The following is a 23,556-nucleotide window of genomic DNA, read 5'->3' as shown; positions in this document are numbered from 1 at the left end:
TTTAAACACAAAAGTAGCAAGCCTTCCTCGCTTGCTACTTTTGCTTCTTCTTTTTATGCGCTGATCATGTTTATTTTTCTTAGGTCCATTTACTGCTAAACAAACCTGCATTGTTTTTATTATGTCTTGCAGGTCTACCCATACCAGAAATTAACTCGCTTTTTGCTGTAATTTTTGTCGCGATGCCTGGTATAACTCAAAAAATCTGTCATAGAACTTTTCACGGAAACAGTAATACAACATTGCCGTTTTTTCCGGCATTGGAATTAAGCCCTGCTCTTCATAGCACATGTCTTCTACTACAGCCGCATAAGGCTTCACTGTATGATCTGGCTCTCCTACAATTCTATTTGTTGGGGAATTTTCAAAAATATAGAAATTCAATAAACGAATTGTTGGGCGCAAAAAGCCTTGACCAAAAGCAGATTTCTCCCCAAATAGTAAATGCCAACCTAAATCATTGTCTTCACCTTTATAATAACGAGCTAGGCGATCACGCTTCCCTTCATAAATTTCGGCATACCCCACGTCTTGACCATTGATTCCTACAATCATTAAACGTTGATGATCATCAGCTAGCATTTTTTCAAAATAAACTTTGAGTTCTATTTCGCTTTTATTTAATTGCCACTGAGGAATAACGTGTGGCTCATGCATCCAGCGGTGTAATAGTGGTATATCTTGAGGATACTGAACCTGACGTAATGAGTAGCTAACATCATTTTCAATATATTCAAAATAATCTGGGAGCTTTTGTGAAAGCGTAAGCATTATAACGGTCCTTGCTATGACATAACCTATAATTGATAATGATAATCATTTTTATTTAAGATGCAAGCTTATTTTTACTATTTTTTTTATTGCATAAATCATGGACAAAAAATTCAGCTTTCCCCCTACTAATATTTAAGGTACCCACTCAACAATCGAGAAAATAATTGCAACGACGATTACCATTAACCAAATAGGAATAAAATATTTTCTAAAAAAATAAAAAACAATAATTTGAAAAAAGAAAGCGGTTGTGATTATGGCAAAAAACCATGATAAGACTCCTACAGAGCTTCCTTCAAAGGAGCAATTCCAAAACAATGAACTAAGCAAAAATAATATGGTTGTTCCATATAAAATTCGTCTAGATGTACTTTTAAGCCAGCTATATTGAAGCTTTTTCTGACCAAATTGGCTGAGCATGCATGCTTGCATCATGGCAGCAATAGCCCAAAATAATGATGCAAAGCTCATTTAGCCTCTCCTAACGTAATAAATTTGGTTTGGTAGAAGCGTAATACTACTAAATAGAATAGCCCGAGCAGTATGAGCGCCAGATCAACACCGGCAAGAGACCAATGCACAGACTTTAGACTATTTAATAAAGAGGCTTCTGGTACCAGAACGACACTAATAACAGGAATAAGCAATAAAACAGCAGCCGTAATATATAGCATGATGATTATTCCCTTCCTTATTGAGCAGCTAAAGCTAATCAATAAGCTTAATAGCCATGCTATATAAAATGCTGAAACCTCGTATAGTTCCCTCGGCTCAAATGAAGCAGGTATAATCCGACTAACCATTAAATAAAAGGCTGAGGCAAAAGGCAGCCCTAAGAAAGTAAAAAAGTTCAAATGTCTTACTAATCTATATCCAAATTTCTTTTGTTCTTTGATGCGCTTTTTTTGCCATAGTAATGCGCCTGCAACCAACATGACACATCCTATTATTCCTAAACAAGCCAAAATAAAACGCATCCAGATAGAAGCAAAGTAACCTAAATGAATCCCATAACTTGATGAACCTAATTGTGCAATTGCACTTAAATTTCGTGGTTGATTGAGTCGTTCAGCCGTATTTGTTGCAAAAATATATTGAGGAGTATTTAAGGTAATAATATTTTTATAGTTATAGTCAAATGTAATCATGCCATCGGCTGTATTAGGCTTTTGAACTTCAAATTTATCTAAAATAGCTCCAGATTCTGTTCGCTTAGGCATTTGTGCCATGAATTGATTAAAAGGTTGCATCGCTTCTGTTAAGGAAGGTTCTCGAGGTTTTGCCATCTCGGTAAACTGCATTTCATTATAGAACTTTGGTATACCAGCTTTACCATATTGTTCCGATAATCCCCACGGTAAAACTAGATAAAATAAAATCAACAGCCCAGTAAAGGCCATCACCAAATAAAAAGGAAAAGTGATAACTCCTGTTATGTGATGAAGATCTAATAAAGAACGCTGTCCTTTAAAAGCCCTAAAGGTAAAAAACTCTTTAATAATTTTCTTATGCGTAATCACACCAGTGATTAAACTAATTAATAGAATTAAGGCAACAACTGCTACAACTAAACTACCGAACGTACTTGGCAAAGGATAAAGCGTGTAATGTAGTTTGAAAAAGAAATCTCCACCCAAAGTCTTCCGTACAGGTCCTAATAGCTCTCCGGTATTAGGGTTTTGTAGCTCTTGATGTTTCCCCTCTTTATCATGCCATTGAAGTAGGTTCACAGGCATCTGCTCATTGGCTACTGTGACTCGCCATCTTTTGGCATTTGGTGCATGTTGGTTGAGATAGTTAAACGCAGTTTGCGCAGAATGTTGTGCAGAAGGGATTGTTTGAATATGGCTGATTGCTTCTGGCTGTGCCCAAACATTAATTTCCGTTCGAAAATAAGCAATAGAGCCCGTAAAAAAAATGAAAAAGATAACCCAAAGAACAATAATTCCAAACCAACTATGTAGTATTGCCTGAATTTGACGAAAATTCATTTAAGCCACTCCCCATTTAGCTAATAGCCAATAGCTCACTAATAACACTACGCCTAAGCTATTGATCATCCAAAACCATAGTTTTGATAAAATGGAACTCGTAAAGACAATATAAAAAATAAAAAAGATAAAACTGATAAATACCGAAAAATAAACATTCTCTGCTTTAGCAAAAGGTAACCATTTAGCCAAAACAAGGCTGAGCCATGAACTGTAGCAATAAGCGGCTAAACAGATAAAAAAGATCCTGCTATACGTAAAATTAAAATTTTCTTGTTTTTTTAGATGACTCATTTAAATGGCCTTAAAAATTTAAATATGCCAGATTTGATTGAAAGAAATACCTGCTCTATACAGGTATCTCTTTCGTTAGTTGCATTAATAGTTAAAAGTATAACTTAAACCATAAGTACGGCCTTCTGCAGGGATTGCTAACAACGGATTAGCATTAGAGACGGCTGCTTGCTGAGCAAATACTGTTCGATACTGACGGTTCCACACATTATAAACACCAAAATCTACACGACCTTTCCAAGCCGGGAAATGTGCTAATACATCCATAGTGGTATAACCTTTGATTTGCGCAGCACTATTCGCATCATTCTTTACAGCGTTTTGGAAAGCTTCATCTTGAGTTGTTGCAAATGCTGCTAATTCACGGTCATCTTTATAAGCTTTATTTGTTCCTTTAATAGCTTGCATCTGAACACGAACACCATACCCTTCATTATTATCCCATTCAGCAAAAAGGGTTCCTTTCACTGGAGCAACCGTAAATGAGTTTAATTCATGCCATTTATTCGCCACGTCTTTATACTGACCACGGGTATATCCTAAAGTGCCACCGACCTTATAATTTTCCATAAATGGATAACTAATAGTTGCTTCCGCCCCGTATACTCTTTGATCTGTATCTACAACCTTTGCTGCACGATTGTTGAATTGGACAGTTTTATCCGAAGTATTGTAAAAACCAGTCAATCCCAGATTTAGGCCATCATCCTGATTCAAACGCCAACCTAGTTCATAACTATTTACTGTAATTGGCTGTAGATTTGCTGTTGAAACGGTATAAGTAGAAACATCGCGCAACATACGTTGTACGTCAGGGAAACTAAAGCCCTGAGAGAAATTAGCATATACCTGCTGTGCATCTGTAAGTTTATAAACTGCACCTAAATTAAATAACGGCTTATCATCATGTGTTGATCCTGCCGGAACCATTGTTGTCTCTCGGCTAGGAATATAAGCATCGGTATCCGCTTGAATATATTGGTAACGAATACCTGCTTGCAAGTTCAATTTATCCGTAACTGCATAATCGCTTTGAACAAATGCTCCAATATTTTGAATTTCAGTGTTTGGTCCATAACCTTTACGTTGGCCTGTTGGCGTATATACTAAATAAGGATATTGAGTTGCCAAAATATCAACAAATTGCTTATCTTTTTCCCAATCATAATCAAGGCCATAGGTTATTTTCATATCCCGATTGGCAATATTAAGATCGGTTTGCATAGTTGAACGTAATCCAGCTACTTCAATTTCTGATTGAGACTGGTTTACAGAAGTCACGGATTTATTTGATAGGCCATATGGGAAGAAACGTGATTTTTCATTTCTATAATATGCTTCAACATTTAGTATTTGGCCTAAAAAGTCTTGATTTTGATACTGTGAATTAACAGCATAACGCTCGGTAAATAATGGATTACTAAGCTTTAAACCTTTAATTGCCTTATAAGTTGGCGTTGTAGCATCATTACTCTTAGAGGTTGTCGGTAAATAAGAGTAATCCGGTCCGTAGTCAGTATCCTGCTTATCTTTATAGTACTGGGCACCAAAGCTCAATGTCTGAGTATCATTTAAATTGAAATTTAAACGCCCATTTACATCGATAGTATCAGTGTCCATCGTACTACCTTGCCAAGGGCTTAAGGAAATTCTATCGCCATTTCCATCAAATTGAGACCCTCTACTTGTAAAATTAGCTCCTAAGAAACCATCCATATTGCCTTTATTAAATGAGACAGATTGTCCGGCTTCATAAGCTAAGCCGTCACTACGGAATGTATCTGAAGATGTAATGCCTACTTTTGTTTCAAAGCTAAGTGGTTTAGATGTATCTGCTCTTTTAGTAATAATATTAATAATACCGCCAGTAGCACCTGACCCATAAATACTAGTCGCACCTGAAATTACTTCAATGCGTTCAATCATACCAGGACTAATACTATTTAATTGACGAGAAACATCGCGAGAACCTGTTTGCGAAACGCCATCGATCATGACTAATACGTTTCGTCCACGCATTGTCTGACCATAATTACTTGTTGTTCCACTACTTGATGCAAGAGATGGTACAAGTTGAGCAAGAATATCAGCAACTTTACGACCCGCCGTAGCTTGCTGGATAATTTGTTTCTGATCAATAGATTGAACTGTACCTGCAATCTCTGCAATATTTTTTGGTGTACGAGTCGCAGTTACTACAATCTTTTGCAATTGGGCTACTGGTTTTTGTGTTGCATTTTCGCTTACCTCAGCCGTTTGAGTTACGGTTTCTGCATAAGCCTGCTGTGCAAAAATAGCCGATATGGCAAGACAACAAGGTGTCATCTTAAAAAGTACTTGTTTTGAACGTATGTGATTACGTGATTTAACCCCAATCTTATTGTTTACATTCATTTTTTCCATTTCTCCCTAGCCCAAATGTTACTCAACGATTTTTCAAGAGGCACGACATCATACTAAATACGAACATTAATGAGAATGATTTTTATTAAAAATAATAGTCATCTATCTTATTTTTTAAAAAGAATTCATTTTTCTTATTTTGTTCATTTTGCTCAAGCATTTGAAATTCATCTAAATATTGCTGTGCCACATCCATTTTTATTATAAATATTCCATCTGCATCCCCTACAATCAGATCTCCAGTTTGTACAATGGTATGATTAATATGAATCTTGGCATCTATTTCAATGAGACTTTCCCCTTCATTGCGAGTGGTTAAACAACTGGTTGTATGAGCAAATATAGGAAGTTTGAGTTTAAGTAAAGCCTGCCGATCTGTAATAGCACCTAAGACCACAACCCCAGCCAGACCACAGTGTATAGCGGCTACGCTCCTTTGCTCTCCCCAGCAAGCACGTTGTAGATCATATCTTGCATCAATAACGAGAACTTCATTTGGTTGACAACTCATCAAGACTTGTCTTAAACCACTCGCATTGATCGATTCAATCCGAACTGTACGTACAATCCCTACCACCTTATCTTCAGGTCTTAAGGGGAATACCTGAGGAATATATCCCTGATCAAGTACATGACCAATAGTAGAGGTTGCTATTTCTTTATATGCTGTAACAAGTGCTTTAGAAGTATCAATTTGATTCATCTTTAAATTTTCCGATTTCTTTTAAACGTAAGGGACAATTACGGCATAAGGTCTGCTCAGCCTCTTCGAGCTGAAAATAGAAACAGCATTTTTGTCTCATAAAAGTATTAAATTCTGGATGCCATCCATTCCATAAACGCACAAATGGATTTTCAGTTAAATAAAAACTTTCGGCAGCTTTTGACTTAAAGAATTGTTTTTGCTGTTCTAACCGAGACTGTATATCCGGATTTAGATTTTGATTTGTAAAAGAATGATAAAACTGTACTACTCGAACAGCTACATTTTCCCAGAGTAATACATAAGGTACGCGACCTATTTTCGCTAACTGCTTAAATAGCACATTCAGTTGTTCTATCAAGTCATTAAACTCTTGCAAATGTATAATCTGAAAAGAATAAAAACTTGTTTGGTTTAACTGTAAAGTCCTATCCCAATACCATTGTTCCGGCAAGTCTATAACTAATGCTGAACTATCCCATTTTACAAATGGCAAAACAGCCACATGGCAATATAAAAAAGGTAAGATCCAACTTGTACACCAATATTTGACAAACAATGAGGTCGCACAAGTTAGATTTTTAGCATGAATACGTGTTGCAAAATCCTGTAACACCTGTCGACATACATCATCATTCAACAGACAATCTAAGGTTGTTGAACTTTCAGGTAGTATTTGAACATTTAATTTCAGACGCTGTTGCAATATAGGCAGAGTTGCGCACTTCTCTGCCTGTATTTTAAAAGACGTATTCATCGTCAGATATCACTAACAATTTAAGGCATACCAAAGTGGGTTTCGGGTTTTCCCAATTCCCGATGGCATACTACCAATCCGTGTATCTTGTTCTAGCAAAGGTCGAAGTAACTGCTTATATGGCCATTCAGGCACTTCAAATAGTAAATGTTGGAGCTGAGTCAAAATCTCTGGCTGGAAATTTAGATTTTGAATAACTTGCTGTAACGCATGAGCAAGTACAGACCATAGATTCTTAACTTCAATTTGATAATGACTCGCTAAATTATCAACAATACACCCTAGATTAACCTGAATACCTAAAGTTTGAATATAAAATAACAGAGCCTCTACCGATTCATGATAAAGCGTATTTCTAAAATCATGTGGACTCAAATAATTAGGATCTTTTAATCCGTTTTGCTCTACCCAAGGTAAATAAATACGTAATGAATCATGATCACGGAACATCAATCCATCAAATTCGCCATTTTTCAGCACAAGACATATGTTTTGCCCATGAATTTCACCCATAAGCCCTAAGCGGAATAATCGCAAATTTACATCAAAGAAACATGTACACAGTTTCTCAAACTCGATAAGTATCTGCTTGGAATTTATGTCCTTGTGTTGAAGCTGCAAAATATAATCAAAAATGGCAGGCTGTCCCGTAATGGTATGTCCAAGACTTGCCATTGGTATAAGTTGATAAGGTTCTTGCAATAATTCAGCTGGAATATGACGGCGCTGAGCTGCCAAATGGGTAGGTTTCTCTACAAATAACCACTCATTGTCTGCTGTCCGGTCATTTTGCTTCTCGGGTAAATATGACCACCATTGTGTTTCTTCACAAAGCCATAATTTTTGTTTTAAGACAGCATCTTTTGCCTTGACTTGCTGTAATAATTTCTGATTTTTTTCACCATTAATCATTTTCACAATAGGCAAAAATCTTAATGAACCAAGAGCTTTAATTCCTATCGGTAATTTTAGACTTTCTTCTAAAACATTTTTTGATAAGAGGCTACGCATAGACGCACTGGCATACATTCCTTTAGAGATAAAATTCAAAGGATGACAAACGCCGTCGGCAATATCATCCGCATAGAACTTGGGAAATAAATGCTCAAATTGCCAAGGATGAATTGGCATTGCAATGTGGGTTTCATTTAACCCACGTTGAAACATTTCCTGTTTTAATTGATATCGCTCAGAACGAGGAATAAAAATTTCGCTTGGCTGTTGTTTGAAAATATTTTCTACCCCTTCACCAAACATCATTTTATCCTTATGTACAGCCACCCAATGAATAGATAATTCTTGAGCAAATTCCGGACAATATTGCATATACTCTTGCTGACTGAGACCTTCTTTTAATTTGGCTAAAGGATGATATGGGCGGTCCCGATAACCTGCATATTGCTCTAAAATGCGGAATCTATGTGCCAAGCTTTGATTCAATAAATCATGTGCATTTACCCGATGCTGTTGTAATAAATGATATTGCTTTAAACATTTTTGCAGCTGCTCATAAAAGGCTTGAACTTTATCAGCACTACAATGATTAAAAAGACCTATCGCTTGAATAAACTCAAAAAGTTCTATTATCCCAATCACATTGATCTGAACATGATCATTTGTACGTTCCAATAGAAAAACTTCTGTTTCATTAGCAAACTTCCAGGCTTGAGTAATACCTTTTTGTATCGTAAACGTGACCAAGCCTTGCCGACTCTCTTCGTGTAATAGCACAAAAGAAAATTGTTCAGACGTGTTTTTAAAAACTTCTTGAAGATTTTTGCCATGTTGATTTAGCGCAGTTTGGGCAGTCGCAAAATCAAAAATAAACTGTTCAGGAATAATCGTTTCAACCAGTAGGCTATTGATAAAACCCTGTAAGATTCCTTGGTTCATTACTTGATAAACGGGCTGAAGTGCATTCATAGATAAATCTCACTTCACCTGCAATTTAAAAGGAGCTAACGGGTTATCGACAAATTTAATTTGTATACTACGATCGCCAAATAAACGCCGTTTAGTTAATGACTCAATGCGCAATTTTTCGGCAAAAACATCAAATAATTGGTAACGTGAAGCATGCTCTGGATGTTGCTGCTGGTAATTTTGGATGACTTCCGCAGCCCATTGCCAGAAATTTTTTTCTGGAAGATCAAAGTTTTGATTTAAAAATATTGCAATATCGGTTAAAGCGACAAAAAACAGACAGGCACAGCTAAAATCACGAATACCATTTAAATCATCTGTCAAAATAAATGACATACTGTTGGTTTTCGCATGCTCAGGCGGCAACTGATCGAGTTCAGGAGCCAATTCAGGGTGCGCTAAATGTGCTGGACTATAGCGCACACCATCATGGAAGTCTTTTAAAAGAACTCGTGTTGGCCAACCTTGTTTATGTACAAGAATAATATTTTGGCCATGTGATTCAGTTGCAATTCCCTCCGCAAAAAGTAAATGAATCAAAGGAGTAATCACAACTTTCAAAAGTTGACGTGTCCATGATTCAACACCATATTGCTGTAACCATGGCGCAATTAATGCTTGCCCATCTTTTTGGATATGACTCACGCCATTTAACGGTATTGCATCTTCACCTTCACGTAAATATTGATGCACACTCTCACGCCATAGACATCCAATTGTGCCGTAGGCCTGTTGAGCATGTGATTTTGGCAATTTAGTAAAATCCACGCTTAAACCATACACTTCACGTAATACAGCAAAATCAAGCTCTTGGGCGGTTTTGCTCTGTTTAATTAAGCGTTGCAACCAGTCTGTAATAATTGGCCCATTCATTACTGTATGTTTAGCCAGAACACGTGAGCTTGATGTGTTAGTTAGACTCATCGACAGTTTGATATAAGGCTTTTCCGGATGCTGCAAGTTAGTCATAGTGCGTAGAGATTGTTGGGCTAAATAGCGATCCTGACTTTGCCCTAAATAAACAATTTTGCCATTTAGAATTTCTTCAGCAAAAATAGAAATTAAATGGTTTTCCCATTGCCAAGGATGAACCGGAATCCAAATATATTCATCAGCCTTCAAATCACGATCTGTGAGATGTTGCAGGAATAGCTCTTGTTCTTGTGAATTCAATTGCTCCTTAAAAAATAAATCTGGCTCTATATCTTCTGAATGTTTTGTTGCAACAATGTCCTGATGCACAGCCAACCAGACCAAGGCGATTGGTTGGGCGAACTCTACACCATAGCGTACATTGTCTTGTAAACTAAAACCTACACGTGACTTGTAACACGGATGATATGGATGACCATCCATTAAATATGATTCTAAAATATCATATGGATATTGAATTGCCGGCAAAGCATAGTGATCAAAACATGCTTGAGACTGTAAATCATGAATAAATGTTCGTTTTAATTCAAAAATAAAATCTTCAACTTTTGCTGCATCGGTTATGGTTCTAAGAATTTCATCAATAACTAAATTTAAAGTAGCAATCTGATAATGACCGTTTTCATCTTGACGAAATACATCCTGATTACGGGCGAGGCGTACTAGTTTGTAACTATATTGTCTTTGCCCTGCAGCGACATAACGAATGGTTTGGCCCTGACTATTTTGTACTTCTATAATAAAATTTTTTCCATCATATTCTGAATGAATAATATCTTCAAAAATTAAAGCTTGAAGTAATTGTTTAATAACACGTTGCTCAACATATTTTGCCTGATCCGAATTTGGATGCTGCCAAGCCTGTAAAGCATTTTGAATCACATGTGTATTTGATAAAACTGGATGTAATTGTCCCATTTTTATTAATCCTATTTCTTTAATTGGTCGATTCTGTACTGTTCAGGAAAACGCCATGCGAAAGGCAAAGTGCAAAGTATAAGAATTGCACAACACACAAAGATTTCCTGCATAGTGTGAAATGATGTAAATATTGCTTGAGTATTTAACGGCAATGATTGTTGTCTTAGCTGAAGATATAACGCGGCAATAACGACTGCCACTGCTGCAAAAATACGTCGGAATAAATTATTTAGAGCGGCCGCTTGAGTAACTAGATGCTGTTGATGCTGGCGTAAGCTGTTCAAACCTGCCGTAGTCGATGGCATATAAGAAAGTCCCATTCCTAAGCCATGTAATATCATACAAAACACAATGAACCAGACATTTTGTATAGGTGCCCAAGCAAGCAAAAGAAAAGAAGCCACAGTAATCATTAGTCCAAGAGACATGATTTTTGCAGCACCGTAACGATCTAGATATTTTCCTGCAGGTTGACTACAAATACCGGTAACTACTGCACTGCTCATTAGCGCAAAACCAGTCCAAAGCGGGCTTAACTTTAGAAGGTGCTGTATCCATAGTGGAATGAGCAACATGCCAATAAATAAGCCTACTGTTTGTGCCACACAAATGACTAAGCTGTAGCGGAAACCCTTCGTAGCAAACAAAGCTGGCTCGATTAATGGCATCGACTTATTCTTTTGTAAAAAAATAAACCTTATAAAAAGCAGCACACTTAGAACTAAAAGCGCACCATATAGAGGTTGAAATAAGTCCTGAATTTGATGGATTTGGCTCAGTGTCCCAAGTAATAAAACTATGCTTGAACCGAGAAAAAAGAATCCTGCCCAGTCAAACTCTTGCTTATTGTCCCCTTGCTCTTTAGGTAGAAAAACATAGCCTAAAATTAATGCCAGACAAGCAACAGGTAAATTGATAAAAAATAAGGCCTTCCAATTAAGCCATACCAAAACCAGTGCTCCGAGCATAGGCCCAACTGCTAAGGTTAGCATGATCATGGCACCCCATAATCCTGTTGTACTTCCCCGTTGTTCACTTGGAGTAACTGAAAAAATTAGTCCAAGAGATAATGGAATCATTAATCCGCTACAAAAGCCTTGCAGAGCTCTAGCAATCAACACCGATTCAAACTGATTAAATAAACCACCTGCTGTAGAAGCCAAAGCAAACCCCAATAAGGCAATTAAATAAATTGACCGCTTACCAAAACGCTGGCTTAGGAACCCAGCTAAAGGCAAACTGATACTCATTGCTAATAAAAAGGCAACAACGACCCAACTTGCCCATACCTCACCTACCTGAAAATAGGACATTAAATGAGGTATTGCAGGGTTGAAACTACTGTTATTTAAACTAACCGTACCTGTACCAAGCATAACCGTCAGAAGTACGTAGCGTTGTAAACTTTGCTCATGAGGTTGAGCCGCGGACACAGAAGAACGTTCCATACACATATCCTCTGTTCAGCTTATTCAATATGCTCAGATAATTTACTTCGTGCATACGCTCCCAAAGCAGAATGACGCATTGGCCCTGATTTATTTAAGGGTCTTGAAAACTCGGTTATTTTTGAGGCTGCAATATTGCGAATAGAAACTTCTTCTTGCGCTGATGCATTCACTCCAAATTGTTGGAACGACTGAGAATGATCAAGTTTGAATAACTCTTCACCAACCAATTGATTTGCAATTGTGGCTGCCCTATATGCTCCTAAGCCTAAATCAGGCGTACCTACGCCGTGGTGATAAACTTCCATATTTTGAATAAATATAGATCCCTCACCTTGATAATTGACTTTAAAGTTTGAAGCCACCTGCCAATGGTCGGCCTGATCTCGTAGGATCAAAGATTGTAAATTTTGTAGAAACTTAGGGTTTGGATAACGATAACCCGTTGCTGCAATAACACAATCAGCCTCCAGAATATAATTCTTATTTTGCTGACGGTGTTCAAAACACAACTTTGTTTTCTGGTTTTCTAGAAGCTCTGCATATTGCAGTTGATGATGTCCAGCCAACGTAACATCTGTAGGCATTCCACCGATACTACGATGATATAAACGCTCATAAATATCACGTATCGTTTTACTGCTAATACCTTTATATAAATTTGCTTGTTGCGCTGGTAACTCTGCCTTTAAACCTGATGGTAAATGGTAAAAGTAATGCATGTAATCCGGACTAAAATGTTCTAAACCGAATGGTGTATTTTCCATTGGAAAGAAACCAGCAGAACGGGTTAACCAATAAAGATGAAAGTCTGGTGTAGTTCGACCATTCATATACTGACGATCAAATAGATCTAAAAAAATCTCTGCTGCGGACTGTCCAGAACCAATTAAAATTACATTTCCTGATAACTTCTGGGAGCTGTACTGTAAATATTCTGATGAATGCAGGCAGGTTCCTGATTTTGAGTAAATCTGTTGTAAGCTTTCTGGTAAATGTGGAGTTGTACCCACTCCCAATACCAATTGTCGAGTACGATAATGTTGGTGGTGCCCATTACACACTACCTCCACATCAAATCCACCTATAATCGGTTTAATGTCCAGCACACGGCTACTAAACTCAATATGGTTAAGTTGTTCTACAACCCATTGACAATAATGGTTATATTCCTGACGCGGTATATACAAATTTTCTCTAAAATAGAATTTATATAAACGTTGATGGTGTTTTAAATAGTTTAAAAAACTAAAAGGGCTGGTTGGCTCAACCATACTAACCAAATCAGCCATAAAAGGAACTTGTAACATCGCATTGGGCAATTGCATACCAGCATGCCAGTCAAATTTCTCACGCTGATCAAAAAAGCGATATTGCAGCTCGCTTTTATCATGTAACAGACTAGCCAGACTTAAATTAAACGGCCCTAGCCCAATTCCAATAAAATCAAGCATAGCTCACATCCTTCTGTTCAACGTACAGTGGATTTGGTAGCTGCACATACACGGACTGATGTTCTAATGGAGCAATAAGCTCATCTAATTCATGTAAACGTGTAAGTAAATTGCCTTTATACGGTAAAGAATCGTTAAACAATAAACCCTGTAATAATGTACTATCTGGATATTGCTCTAATAATTGAAGTAAATTTTGTTGCAAATGGATTAACAGTTCATCTTCAGAGATATAGCCAGTTGCTCCAATTGCATTAATCAAACCAAATAAAGTGTTGCCAAAGAAATAATAACTAAAGCGTTCATCCACAAAATCTTTAGGACCAACCGCATGAGCTTTTTCTAGTAAATCTGGTAATGCTTCTACAATTTCAGTTGCAAACTCTTCAATATAATAAAAGCCTTGGTTGTCACGTAACCAGAGATTTTTCGGTAAACCATCTTCTAGCTCAAGCAATACATTTTGTTGATGCGATTCAAAAGCCATACCGTATTTATGATAAACATACATTAACGGAGCCAAGCCAATCTTCAAGAAATGATCAAACCAATCCAAAGGAATTTCTTTAAAATTCGTTTGTTGATTTTTCTGAGCAATTTGGTCAAATAAAGCATTAAAACGATTTAACTCTTTATTTGGATGGTCTTGACATAAAGATGCAATACAAGTGACTTGTTGCTGTACTGCAAATGGTTGATCACGGAAAATACAAATTGTCTCGTTAATAATCTCGCCGTCTATTTGCAGAGCTATCCAGGCTGGATCATTAACTGCTTTCAGTGTTGGGCATTGTTTTAATATTTTTTTACCTAATTCACTGTGCCATAAACGATAAGAAATTTCGCCACGATGACACTCTTTTGCCAAATTCACTCGAATTGAATTAGTGATCATGACTGATAGTGAAGTTTTAACCATCCAAGGGGCGTTAAAACTTGCCAAGGTCCGAATTGATGTAGTCGGTGAAAATTGCCATCCACGTAAACCGATATCAATTAACTGTCCTGTTTGTTTTAATTGCTCAAACCAAGGTTTACCTTGTAAATAACGAGCTTGCCAAGGATGTAGTGGCAATAATTTAAATTCAACATGAGTCTTTAACAGGTTTAAATCGCTTTCGGACAAATACCAACGGATTGCGTCTTTAACTTGATCTGAAATTGGCTGCTCAGTTGCACAACCTTCAGCAATATAATTCTGATGAACAAGCCAATAATGTAACTGGGTTTTTCCAGCATGTTCAGGTGAAAACTTCAACCAATCTTCATGAACAAAACCATTCCGGCTTTTAGGCGCTGGGTGCATACTATGACCCAAAATTAATGCCTGTTCGCTTTCAATAAAATTCTGTCCAGCCTTTACTAAATCATCGAAATCATTGTGGCGTTGTTTTAAGAATTGTAGTAGCGCGTCCCGGCTTTGTATCCATTTCTCTAACAATGAAGCAGCATCTAATTTGAATTGAGATTCAATAACCAACTCTTCAAGTAAAAGACTAACAATGGTTCCTGCACTGATTTTTTGCCATTGACCATCAATACACATTTTCGGTAAAGCAGCGAGACGATGGCGTCCTACACGACTTACATAAGATAAAGGTACAGAACATTCTGCTTGTATAGAAGGAAGAGGAAGAGTTAACAGCGTCAAACCAGAGCTAAACGCTTGTTGAGTTGAACTTTGTTGGTCAAAAGAAAGTAAATATCCTTTGCCAGTCTCTTGCATATAAGCGTTGACGAAATTTTGTATCGCCAATCGGTTGGCAAGTTCTTGCATCTGACTACATCCTATTCAGAATCTTAAGCTTTTGTTTTAAAAAAATTTCTTTTTAACAATTTGTTAAAAACAACTGCTTAATCATATTTAGTTTATGATTTTTCTACTCAGCCAAGTTAAGGCTAAGAATAATATTAATGATAATTATTATCATTTCATTATTCAACATGCTGAATAATTTTTATTTTTTTAATAACTTTTTGAAATTAAATATGTTTATTCTAAGAGTGATTACTTAATGTAAATTTCTTCACTAAATTTAACAATAGTATTAAATGATAATCTTCTCATTTACAATAGGTTTTCATTATAAAACCCGATTTGAGCCAACCCACTCCTGCTTAAATTAATAAGTAGTCACCTTTTCATAAATTTAATCAAGTAGGTCTACAAATTGCGCCGTTAATATTTGTGCTAAATCTTTAGGATTTACACCAATATCTAACCCTCTCTTACCACCACTTACATAAATTTTGCTGAGCTCTTGCGCAGAGGCATCAATTACTGTCTTCAAACGTTTCTTTTGGCCTAAAGGACTAATTCCGCCCACTAAGTACCCTGTTAACCGTTCGGCATCTTTAGGATTTGCCATCTGTAATTTTTTACACCCCACTGCCGTAGCTACTTTTTTTAAATTGAGTTGATGGTTAACTGGTATAACCGCAACAAAATAATTTTTCTCATCGGTAACCAGAAGTGTTTTAAACACCTCATTTACATTAAGGATTAATTTTTCCGCAGCTTCTAAGCCAAAACTTTTAGCATTTGCGTCATGTTCATACTCATGGATAGAAAATTCGATTTTGTTACTTTTTAACAGTCTACATGCAGGAGTCATAGGAGTTTAAATTTTAATGAAATGATATTGATTATATTTATTTTAAGAAAAGTTTAAAATTTGCTTAGGCTATTTACATCATTTACATGAAAAATCAAACCTTCACCGAACAAAAAACAATCTAAACTTGATATTGAGTAGATGACTCCAATATATTTAGTTGAGATTTAAAGTCTGAACTGGCGAATTTATGAGTTACAAACACAATAATCTGATGGCAATGCGTCACCGTTTTTGGGATGAGTCTTCAGATCATGTATTAAATGAAAAGCAATTTTTACAGCAGACCTTAATCGAACAAGGCATTTTTAATAATGCGACTTTTGATGATGTTAAGTACTTTTTCTATACACTGCCTAGCATCATTATTGTAAAGGCTCATGCGCTTGGTTTTATGCATGATTCCGTCAAGCAAATGGTTATTCAACATATTCAAGCTAATCGTATGCATTTAATGCAAAAGGCTGAATTAAAAATTCAGTTTAAAATGTAATTTTACGGTTAGCATCTGATACGACGTTTTGTAGTAGTTTATTTTTCTGAATGGCAGATATTTTAATTTTCTCTCTACCGCTTAGGCTATTTTTAGAAAATTAAAATCTAAAATGAGACTTTCAACTCACCATTCAGTCTGAGGGAACTATTTTAATACGTTCAAAACATGTAATATTCGTTACAATTTTAGATCACCAGCGTTTGGCTGCATGATGCGCATAGGATTCTATTTTCATGTCAAATCAGAACGATAAGCTTAAGAGTTTAAAAACTTCTTCCATGGATCGACGCTTATCAATCGCGAAAGCTTCTTTACTGGCAGGAACACGTTGGGCTACTGCAAGTGCCTCTTCCCTCTTTTCTAGTGAAGAAGAAAAAGAGAAGAAGCGTAAAAAGGCAATGAGCGAGCAAGCTAATTATCTTGTTTCTGAAATTGGCAAACTTAAAGGTTCTATTGTCAAGATTGGCCAAATGATGGCGCTTTATGGTGAACATTTTTTACCAGAAGAAATTACTCAAGCTTTAAATACCTTAAATAACCAAACTGTTGCTTTAGACTGGCCAGCAATTAAACCTCATTTACAAGAACAACTAGGTTCTAAGTTAAATGATCTAACAATTGACCATGAACCTATCGGTACGGCTTCTCTGGCACAAGTTCATCGCGCAACACGTAAGTCAGACGGTTTAGAGTTAGTTTTAAAAATTCAATACCCTGGTGTTGCGAATGCAATTGACTCCGATATGAGTCTGTTTAAAAACATGCTTAAGCTTACACGTATGGTTCCTCAAACTCGTGAGTTTGATCAGTGGTTTGATGAAGTACGTGAAATGATGCATCGTGAAGTCAATTATCACGTAGAGGCAGCCACAACACGTCGCTTTGCTGAGCGTTTAAAAGATGATGAGCGCTATATCGTCCCTACAATTGTAGATGAATACTGTACCGATCAAGTCTTATGTATGACCTTTGAACGTGGCGTGCCTATCAATAGTCCAGTCATGCTTTCCCTTCCTCAAGAACGACGTAATCAGCTCGGTGAAGCTTCACTAGAGATTGCAGTTCGTGAGATTTTTGAATGGGGCGAAATGCAAACTGACCCTAACTTTGGTAACTACCTTGTTCGTTTAGGTAATGGCCAAGATATTCAGGATAAAATTGTACTATTAGACTTTGGTGCGATCCGTCAGTTCGATGAACATTTACTCTCAGTTGCGCGTAATCTTATACAAGCAGGTTATCAGCATGATAAACATGCGATGGTTCAAGCAATGACTGGATATGAGTTTTTCGATGCAATGCCTGAAAGTATTAAACCTGGCATGGCCGATGTCTTTTTACTTGCGACAGAAGCATTCAGTACCCCTGCAAATAATCCAGATATGCCAGCTGGGCTGATGGATGAACATGAACGTTATGACTGGAAAAAGAGCCAGTTACATAGTCGTGTTATGCAGCAAGCAAGCAAATCAATGGCGTCTCGATATTTCTCGGTTCCTCCAAAAGAATTTATGTTTATTAGCCGTAAGTTTATTGGCGCATATACATTTATGACTGTTATTGATGCCAAAACAAATGTACGACGTATGATTCGTAACTTTGCTTAATATTATTAAGACTAGAATGACTCCGTGTCATTCTAGTCAATCCAATCAAAATAGTTCTTTTTAAAAATTTATTTTATTTTTTGAAATCAGAAACATAAACCAAAACCTATTTTGCTTTTACCATTTATCTACTCATTTTTTGAATGTCAGCAACGACATAGTTTTTTCTTATACAGCGTGTCAGCATAAAACAATAACAATGTGTTAGGACACCATAATCATGACAAATATGATCAATAAAGCCCAAGGGTTGGGTTTATCGCTGATCACAAAACTAGCTGGAAGCGATGTACTTGATCAACTCAAACTACGTAAATTTCTTGAAAGGTCTCTTTACCAAGGTTCAAAAGCTGGTTTTAGAGCATTAAGTCAGACTCAGAAAGCATTTAAACCTAAGCAAATTCCCCAACAACGTCTACCTCAACAGAAGAAAAACCTATTTGATTTAAGCCTAACTGAAGAACAACAAATGACTTCAGAGGCAATGTCTCAATTTGCTCAAGAAGTTTTATTGGGATTAGCTCATGATGCTGATCAGACAGCTCAATTTCCAGAAAGCCTTTGGCAATATGTAGAAGATTTAGGATTAAACTATTACGCTCTTCCAGAAGCGCTAGGTGGTGTCGCCGCTGAACAAAATATTGTAAGTAACTTATTGATTGCTGAAAAACTAGCTGAAGGTGATTTTAGTCTTACAGCAGGGCTCTTAAGTACGTTTAGTGTTATTAATGCCATTACACGTTGGGGTTCTACTGAAGTTCAGTCAATGTATTTACCTTGCTTTGCAGAAGACTCCGACATTACCGCCACTTTCGCTGTACAAGAAGCTACTCCAGCATTTAACCCTTATGTTTTAAAAACAAAAGCTTCTCTTGAAAATGATCAATATTTTATAGAGGGCGAAAAAACCTTAGTCATTTTAGGAGATTTGGCTGATGTGTTCTTGGTAAGTGCAGACTTTAATGGCAAGCCGGATGTATTTGTAGTACAAGCTGGCGATACCATTTCTATTAAAAGTACTCCTGCTATGGGTCTCAAAGCAGCAGAGACAGCTACTTTAAAATTCAGTAATACGCCTGCTCTACGACTAGGTGCAACAGATTTTGATTACACCGCCTTTTTAGATTTAGGCAACTTAATGTGGTGTGCAATGGCTGTAGGAACCTGTGAAGCTGTAAAAGCATATTGTATTAAATATGCCAATGAGCGAACTGCTTTCGGAGAACCAATTTCACATCGTCAAAGTGTCGCATTCATGATTGCAGATATGGCAATTGAAATTGATGCTATGCGCATGCTAATTCTAAATGCCGCAAGTCTTGCCGAAGCAGGTAAACCTTTCCATCGTGAAGCATATTTAGCTCGCATTCTTTGCGCAGAAAAATCCATGAAAATAGGAACAGATGGCGTACAAATTTTAGGTGGTCATGGGTTTACAAAAGAGCACCCTGTTGAACGTTGGTATCGTGATTTACGTGCAACCGCAATTTTATATTCTGGCTTACATGCTTAAGATCAATCAGAGGATATTTCCATGAATTTACAAAATCCAAAAAAATTCAAAATGATGATTGATCAGGCACATGATGTTGCGATCAATGTATTACGCCCTATTTCCCGTAAATACGATAAAGCAGAACATGCTTATCCGAAAGAGCTGGATATGCTTGCTTCACTCATTGATGGCATGAATGAAGGTGGTGAAGGAATTAATGCAGGTGCTGCCGGTGCAGGAAAACGTGGTGAAACTGATAATGAAGGAGTCCGTAACGGAACTAATATGTCAACAGCGTTAGGCATCATTGAAATGTGTTATGGCGATACTGGACTATTACTCAGCATGCCACGTCAAGGTTTAGGAAACTCTGCAATTGCCGCGGTCGCAAATGATGAGCAACTAGAACGTTTTAAAGGTACTTGGGCGGCTATGGCCATTACTGAGCCAGGTTGTGGTTCTGATTCTGCTGCGATCCGTACTACGGCAACTAAAGATGGCAATGACTATATTTTAAATGGTGAAAAGATTTTCGTAACTTCTGGTGAACGTGCGGACTCCGTGGTTGTATGGGCTACACTTGACCGAAAACTTGGACGCGCAGCAATCAAATCATTTGTGGTGCCTAAGGGTACACCCGGAATGAAGGTTGAGCGACTTGAACATAAGTTAGGTATCAAAGCTTCTGATACAGCCGTTATTAGTTTTACTGACTGTCGTGTTCCGGCTGAAAACTTGCTCGGTAACCCTGAAATTGATGTTGCAAAAGGTTTTGCCGGTGTAATGGAAACCTTTGATAATACACGTCCATTAGTCGCAGCAATGGCAATTGGCTGTGCCAAGGCTTCTTTAGAGCGTATTAAAGAAATTTTTAAAGACCAGTTAGACCCCAATTACTCGACTCCATATTTGCAAACTTCCAACCTTGCTGCACAAATTTACCGAATGGAAGCCGAATGGGAAGCTGCACGGTTACTTATGCTGAAAGCCACCTGGATGGCAGACAACAAAAAACCAAACTCAAAAGAAGCTTCCATCGCTAAAGCAAAAGCTGGTCGTGTAGGCAATGAAATCACTTTGAAGTGTGTCGAGTTAGCTGCAAGTGTTGGCTATAACGAAGATGAACTACTTGAGAAGTGGGCACGTGATTCAAAAATTCTTGATATTTTTGAAGGTACTCAACAAATCCAGCAACTTATTATTGCTCGACGTGAGCTTGGAAAATCTTCAAGTGAACTAAAATAGAAATATTGCAAGGGAGTTTTTTAACTTCCTTGCTTTTTAGCACTATGATTTATCGGCAAAAATAAAACCCTCTAATCACATGATTAGAGGGTTCGGTATTTCAGGAATATATTTTTTAATTATTCAGCCTGTGTAGCTTCTAAGGACTTATCGACTACACCAAATTTTTTGAAGATTTTTGCACGACGTTTTGGTGAAATATTTGCTTTATTTAAATCCCCTTTGTAGTGATCAAATACACGCTTATCCATCATTTTAAACCACCATGAAGGAATCATGGCTGGTAGCAGCATACTTGCATAGCCACTTGGCAACTCTGGTGCTTCATCAAAATGACGTAACGCTTGGAATGGACGAGTTGGATAAGCATGATGATCTGAGTGACGCTGTAACTGATATAAGAATAAGTTGGTCACTACATTGTTATTATTCCAGCTATGCTCTGGCATTGTACGTTCATATTGGCCATTTTCTTTTTTCTGACGCAATAAGCCATAATGTTCAATATAGTTAATAATTTCGAATAGACTAATCCCGTAAAATGCTTGTGTTGCTAAATAAGGAATCGTACTTTTACCAAAAATTCCTACCATAGAAGCATGGAAAGCAGCACTCATACCCCAGCCTTGCAGCAATTCGTTATCGAGTGACCAAAACTCTTTACCTTTACGTTTTAAACGATTTTTCTCAATTTCAATTGCTGATTTAAAAGAACCGATAACAGTACGTGGCCAAAATTCATAAAATGTTTCACCCATACGTGAAGATGCCGGATCTTCAGGAGTAGCTGCACGTTTATGATGGCCATATGGATGCTCAATACGGAAATGGTTGTAACCTGTAGGCACCAAAGCAAGATGAGATAAAATATGGTCTATACGATCATGTTTATGGCTTAATTCATGGGCTGTATTAATTGCAATACCATTAATGGCACCCATCGAAATACCAAGCAAAATTTTGTCAAGAAATGAAGTATCTTTACGGCTTGTTAAATAACATGCATAAATATTTGCCGCATACTGCAATGGAATAAAACTTTTTACCAAACGCGAATAATATGGATCTTTCTCAAGAAGTTTAATTTCTTCATCGGTTGGATTACGCGCATCTTTGCCAATAATTGTATCAATTGCAGGAATCACAACATGTAATAAAAGTGGGCCACCTAAAGCAAATACTTTCTTTAATGGGCGTGGACCAAAATGGTATCCAGCTAAAATACCTAAACCAATTACAGGTAGAGCCGGACTAATCATCCATAAATAGCGCTTACGATCTATCTCACGCATAGACGCTGGCACTGGCATAAGTTCTTGCTGAACATTTACTGGTGCATTCATAGTCATATTTCCTTTTTCTATATATCTATATAGTTAAAGAAATACTATTTTCTTAACAGTTGTAACCGTCCAAAAAACCTATTTCAAAGTCTTTGGCATTTTCTTCCACTTTTTTGTCCTAAAAACACATGTTGATCTATTCTTATAGCTCACTATAATTTTATTAAAATAATGATTGATCACGTAAACATGGATGCACTAAGTAAATTTTTTGATGATATCCACTTAAATAAGTCTGAATATATTTATATAAAAGCACAAGGTGAATGGGCTTTTAAAACACAAGATCAATCTGCTTTACTGGCTTATATCGTTTTAACGGGTTCTGTATATATCCAATTAAATGTGTCAGAGAAAATAACAGCAAGAGCTGGAGATATTATTTTAATTCCTTCTGGAAAAGCGCATCATGCTACAGACTCAAAAGCTACTGCAAGTAAACTTGTAGATCCAGTCGATATTACTCCATTATTTAATGGACATCGCCACGATCCAATTGAGTTAGGCTCATCAACAGCTGAAAATACCCTATTACTCTGCTTGCGCTGTCAAGTCGATACTTATATGGCAGGGCCACTTATTAATGCATTACCCTCTATTATGCATATTCAACATGAGAACCAGGCCACTCCTCCTGAATGGTTGCAAATAGGTCTCTACTTTTTAGCGGTCGAAACACAAAAAATCCAACCAGGCCATGACAAAATTATTGATCACTTAGTCAGTATTCTTTTAATAGAATGTATTCGTGATCATATTCAACAAATGTCAGATCAACAAAATTGGTTAGGTGCCCTCACACATCCTGAATTAAGTAATGCTTTATCCGCAATTCATAGTCAACCTGAAATAAGCTGGACTGTTGAATCATTAGCTGAACAATGCTGCATGTCACGATCTAAGTTTGCCAATCTTTTTAATAGTATTATTGGTGAACCACCTCTTACTTATTTACAGCATTATCGCTTCCGCTTAGCTAGCCAATATCTACGCACAAGTAATTTATCAATACAACAAATTTCAAATAAAGTGGGCTATTCTTCCGAAACCGCATTTAGTCAGGCATTTAAAAGAGTATTTGATTTATCACCTAAACAATATAGACAAAATTATATTGGTACTAATCTCGATGAATAATAAAAAAAGCGCCGAAG

The 23,556-nt window shown here is 36.9% G+C and carries 19 protein-coding genes; 5 read left to right on the top strand and 14 right to left on the bottom strand.

Going from position 1 to position 23,556, the window contains the following annotated elements; all coding sequences use genetic code 11:
- Positions 1–150: 150 nt before the first annotated feature.
- The 13 genes from EGS71_RS01760 to ybaK form a co-directional block, all read right to left on the bottom strand.
- The gene (locus EGS71_RS01760; RefSeq protein WP_000956974.1) at positions 151–771 is read right to left on the bottom strand and encodes a GNAT family N-acetyltransferase; all 621 of its coding nucleotides are present in this window, start codon (positions 769–771) and stop codon (positions 151–153) included.
- Between the two features lie 135 nt (positions 772–906).
- The gene (locus EGS71_RS01755) at positions 907–1,245 is read right to left on the bottom strand and encodes a hypothetical protein (RefSeq protein ID WP_000006586.1); all 339 of its coding nucleotides are present in this window, start codon (positions 1,243–1,245) and stop codon (positions 907–909) included.
- Positions 1,242–2,765, bottom strand: coding sequence for a PepSY-associated TM helix domain-containing protein (locus EGS71_RS01750; protein WP_001011336.1), 1,524 nt, complete (start codon positions 2,763–2,765; stop codon positions 1,242–1,244). The genes EGS71_RS01755 and EGS71_RS01750 overlap by 4 nt, the downstream gene beginning before the upstream one ends.
- Positions 2,766–3,059, bottom strand: a complete 294-nt coding sequence (locus EGS71_RS01745) for a hypothetical protein (RefSeq protein WP_000018791.1) — start codon at positions 3,057–3,059, stop codon at positions 2,766–2,768.
- Between the two features lie 84 nt (positions 3,060–3,143).
- Positions 3,144–5,462 carry a TonB-dependent receptor gene (locus EGS71_RS01740; RefSeq protein WP_000413988.1) on the bottom strand — a complete coding sequence of 773 codons (2,319 nt, stop codon included), beginning with the start codon at positions 5,460–5,462 and terminating at the stop codon, positions 3,144–3,146.
- An 85-nt stretch (positions 5,463–5,547) separates the two neighbouring features.
- Positions 5,548–6,165, bottom strand: a complete 618-nt coding sequence (locus EGS71_RS01735; RefSeq protein WP_001071702.1) for an RraA family protein — start codon at positions 6,163–6,165, stop codon at positions 5,548–5,550.
- The gene (locus EGS71_RS01730; RefSeq protein WP_001097748.1) at positions 6,152–6,922 is read right to left on the bottom strand and encodes a (2Fe-2S)-binding protein; all 771 of its coding nucleotides are present in this window, start codon (positions 6,920–6,922) and stop codon (positions 6,152–6,154) included. The genes EGS71_RS01735 and EGS71_RS01730 overlap by 14 nt, the downstream gene beginning before the upstream one ends.
- A gap of 12 nt (positions 6,923–6,934) precedes the next feature.
- Positions 6,935–8,845 carry an IucA/IucC family protein gene (locus EGS71_RS01725; RefSeq protein WP_000993059.1) on the bottom strand — a complete coding sequence of 637 codons (1,911 nt, stop codon included), beginning with the start codon at positions 8,843–8,845 and terminating at the stop codon, positions 6,935–6,937.
- Positions 8,846–8,854: 9 nt separating this feature from the next.
- Complete coding sequence (locus EGS71_RS01720) at positions 8,855–10,696, bottom strand: IucA/IucC family protein (RefSeq protein WP_000531127.1); 1,842 nt, start codon at positions 10,694–10,696, stop codon at positions 8,855–8,857.
- 11 nt (positions 10,697–10,707) lie between these two features.
- The gene (locus EGS71_RS01715) at positions 10,708–12,147 is read right to left on the bottom strand and encodes a DHA2 family efflux MFS transporter permease subunit (RefSeq protein WP_000442382.1); all 1,440 of its coding nucleotides are present in this window, start codon (positions 12,145–12,147) and stop codon (positions 10,708–10,710) included.
- 20 nt (positions 12,148–12,167) lie between these two features.
- On the bottom strand, positions 12,168–13,601 hold the full coding sequence (locus EGS71_RS01710) for a lysine N(6)-hydroxylase/L-ornithine N(5)-oxygenase family protein (RefSeq protein ID WP_002009204.1): 1,434 nt from the start codon (positions 13,599–13,601) through the stop codon (positions 12,168–12,170).
- A complete protein-coding gene (locus EGS71_RS01705) occupies positions 13,594–15,378 on the bottom strand; it encodes an IucA/IucC family protein (protein WP_001156892.1) in 1,785 nt (594 codons plus the stop codon). Before EGS71_RS01705 ends, EGS71_RS01710 begins: the two co-directional genes overlap by 8 nt.
- 373 nt (positions 15,379–15,751) lie before the next feature.
- Positions 15,752–16,216, bottom strand: coding sequence for a Cys-tRNA(Pro) deacylase (gene ybaK, locus EGS71_RS01700; RefSeq protein ID WP_002009205.1), 465 nt, complete (start codon positions 16,214–16,216; stop codon positions 15,752–15,754).
- 190 nt (positions 16,217–16,406) lie between these two features.
- Between ybaK and EGS71_RS01695 the strand changes: the two genes are divergently transcribed.
- From EGS71_RS01695 to EGS71_RS01680, 4 genes are all read left to right on the top strand, one after another.
- Positions 16,407–16,709, top strand: coding sequence for a hypothetical protein (locus tag EGS71_RS01695; protein WP_000120630.1), 303 nt, complete (start codon positions 16,407–16,409; stop codon positions 16,707–16,709).
- Between the two features lie 236 nt (positions 16,710–16,945).
- The gene (locus EGS71_RS01690; RefSeq protein WP_000070798.1) at positions 16,946–18,319 is read left to right on the top strand and encodes an ABC1 kinase family protein; all 1,374 of its coding nucleotides are present in this window, start codon (positions 16,946–16,948) and stop codon (positions 18,317–18,319) included.
- Positions 18,320–18,548: 229 nt separating this feature from the next.
- Positions 18,549–19,832 (top strand): acyl-CoA dehydrogenase family protein, encoded by a 1,284-nt coding sequence (locus EGS71_RS01685; RefSeq protein WP_171057415.1) that lies wholly within the window; start codon positions 18,549–18,551, stop codon positions 19,830–19,832.
- A gap of 21 nt (positions 19,833–19,853) precedes the next feature.
- The gene (locus EGS71_RS01680) at positions 19,854–21,059 is read left to right on the top strand and encodes an acyl-CoA dehydrogenase family protein (protein ID WP_001053243.1); all 1,206 of its coding nucleotides are present in this window, start codon (positions 19,854–19,856) and stop codon (positions 21,057–21,059) included.
- Positions 21,060–21,178: 119 nt separating this feature from the next.
- On the opposite strand, the gene EGS71_RS01675 is transcribed toward EGS71_RS01680, so the two are convergent.
- A complete protein-coding gene (locus EGS71_RS01675; protein ID WP_000993553.1) occupies positions 21,179–22,402 on the bottom strand; it encodes an alkane 1-monooxygenase in 1,224 nt (407 codons plus the stop codon).
- A gap of 189 nt (positions 22,403–22,591) precedes the next feature.
- Between EGS71_RS01675 and EGS71_RS01670 the strand changes: the two genes are divergently transcribed.
- Positions 22,592–23,539: an AraC family transcriptional regulator gene (locus EGS71_RS01670; protein ID WP_000339566.1), complete on the top strand. Its 948-nt coding sequence runs from the start codon at positions 22,592–22,594 to the stop codon at positions 23,537–23,539.
- The last annotated feature ends 17 nt before the right edge of the window (positions 23,540–23,556 follow it).

The sequence above is a fragment of the Acinetobacter sp. FDAARGOS_559 genome (genome assembly GCF_003940475.1).
In the GTDB taxonomy this organism is placed as follows: Bacteria; Pseudomonadota; Gammaproteobacteria; order Pseudomonadales; family Moraxellaceae; genus Acinetobacter; species Acinetobacter baumannii.
Note: the sequence above shows the minus strand (reverse complement) of the source record. Positions and strands in the feature narration are given on the sequence as shown.

What these genes read in the sequence shown, in the direction of transcription:
- EGS71_RS01760 (WP_000956974.1), bottom strand. Translation starts at nt 771, where the DNA reads ATGCTTACGCTTTCACAAAAGCTCCCAGATTATTTTGAATATATTGAA.
- EGS71_RS01755 (WP_000006586.1), bottom strand. Translation starts at nt 1,245, where the DNA reads ATGAGCTTTGCATCATTATTTTGGGCTATTGCTGCCATGATGCAAGCA.
- EGS71_RS01750 (WP_001011336.1), bottom strand. Translation starts at nt 2,765, where the DNA reads ATGAATTTTCGTCAAATTCAGGCAATACTACATAGTTGGTTTGGAATT.
- EGS71_RS01745 (WP_000018791.1), bottom strand. Translation starts at nt 3,059, where the DNA reads ATGAGTCATCTAAAAAAACAAGAAAATTTTAATTTTACGTATAGCAGG.
- EGS71_RS01740 (WP_000413988.1), bottom strand. Translation starts at nt 5,462, where the DNA reads ATGGAAAAAATGAATGTAAACAATAAGATTGGGGTTAAATCACGTAAT.
- EGS71_RS01735 (WP_001071702.1), bottom strand. Translation starts at nt 6,165, where the DNA reads ATGAATCAAATTGATACTTCTAAAGCACTTGTTACAGCATATAAAGAA.
- EGS71_RS01730 (WP_001097748.1), bottom strand. Translation starts at nt 6,922, where the DNA reads ATGAATACGTCTTTTAAAATACAGGCAGAGAAGTGCGCAACTCTGCCT.
- EGS71_RS01725 (WP_000993059.1), bottom strand. Translation starts at nt 8,845, where the DNA reads ATGAATGCACTTCAGCCCGTTTATCAAGTAATGAACCAAGGAATCTTA.
- EGS71_RS01720 (WP_000531127.1), bottom strand. Translation starts at nt 10,696, where the DNA reads ATGGGACAATTACATCCAGTTTTATCAAATACACATGTGATTCAAAAT.
- EGS71_RS01715 (WP_000442382.1), bottom strand. Translation starts at nt 12,147, where the DNA reads ATGGAACGTTCTTCTGTGTCCGCGGCTCAACCTCATGAGCAAAGTTTA.
- EGS71_RS01710 (WP_002009204.1), bottom strand. Translation starts at nt 13,601, where the DNA reads ATGCTTGATTTTATTGGAATTGGGCTAGGGCCGTTTAATTTAAGTCTG.
- EGS71_RS01705 (WP_001156892.1), bottom strand. Translation starts at nt 15,378, where the DNA reads ATGCAAGAACTTGCCAACCGATTGGCGATACAAAATTTCGTCAACGCT.
- ybaK (WP_002009205.1), bottom strand. Translation starts at nt 16,216, where the DNA reads ATGACTCCTGCATGTAGACTGTTAAAAAGTAACAAAATCGAATTTTCT.
- EGS71_RS01695 (WP_000120630.1), top strand. Translation starts at nt 16,407, where the DNA reads ATGAGTTACAAACACAATAATCTGATGGCAATGCGTCACCGTTTTTGG.
- EGS71_RS01690 (WP_000070798.1), top strand. Translation starts at nt 16,946, where the DNA reads ATGTCAAATCAGAACGATAAGCTTAAGAGTTTAAAAACTTCTTCCATG.
- EGS71_RS01685 (WP_171057415.1), top strand. Translation starts at nt 18,549, where the DNA reads ATGATCAATAAAGCCCAAGGGTTGGGTTTATCGCTGATCACAAAACTA.
- EGS71_RS01680 (WP_001053243.1), top strand. Translation starts at nt 19,854, where the DNA reads ATGAATTTACAAAATCCAAAAAAATTCAAAATGATGATTGATCAGGCA.
- EGS71_RS01675 (WP_000993553.1), bottom strand. Translation starts at nt 22,402, where the DNA reads ATGAATGCACCAGTAAATGTTCAGCAAGAACTTATGCCAGTGCCAGCG.
- EGS71_RS01670 (WP_000339566.1), top strand. Translation starts at nt 22,592, where the DNA reads ATGGATGCACTAAGTAAATTTTTTGATGATATCCACTTAAATAAGTCT.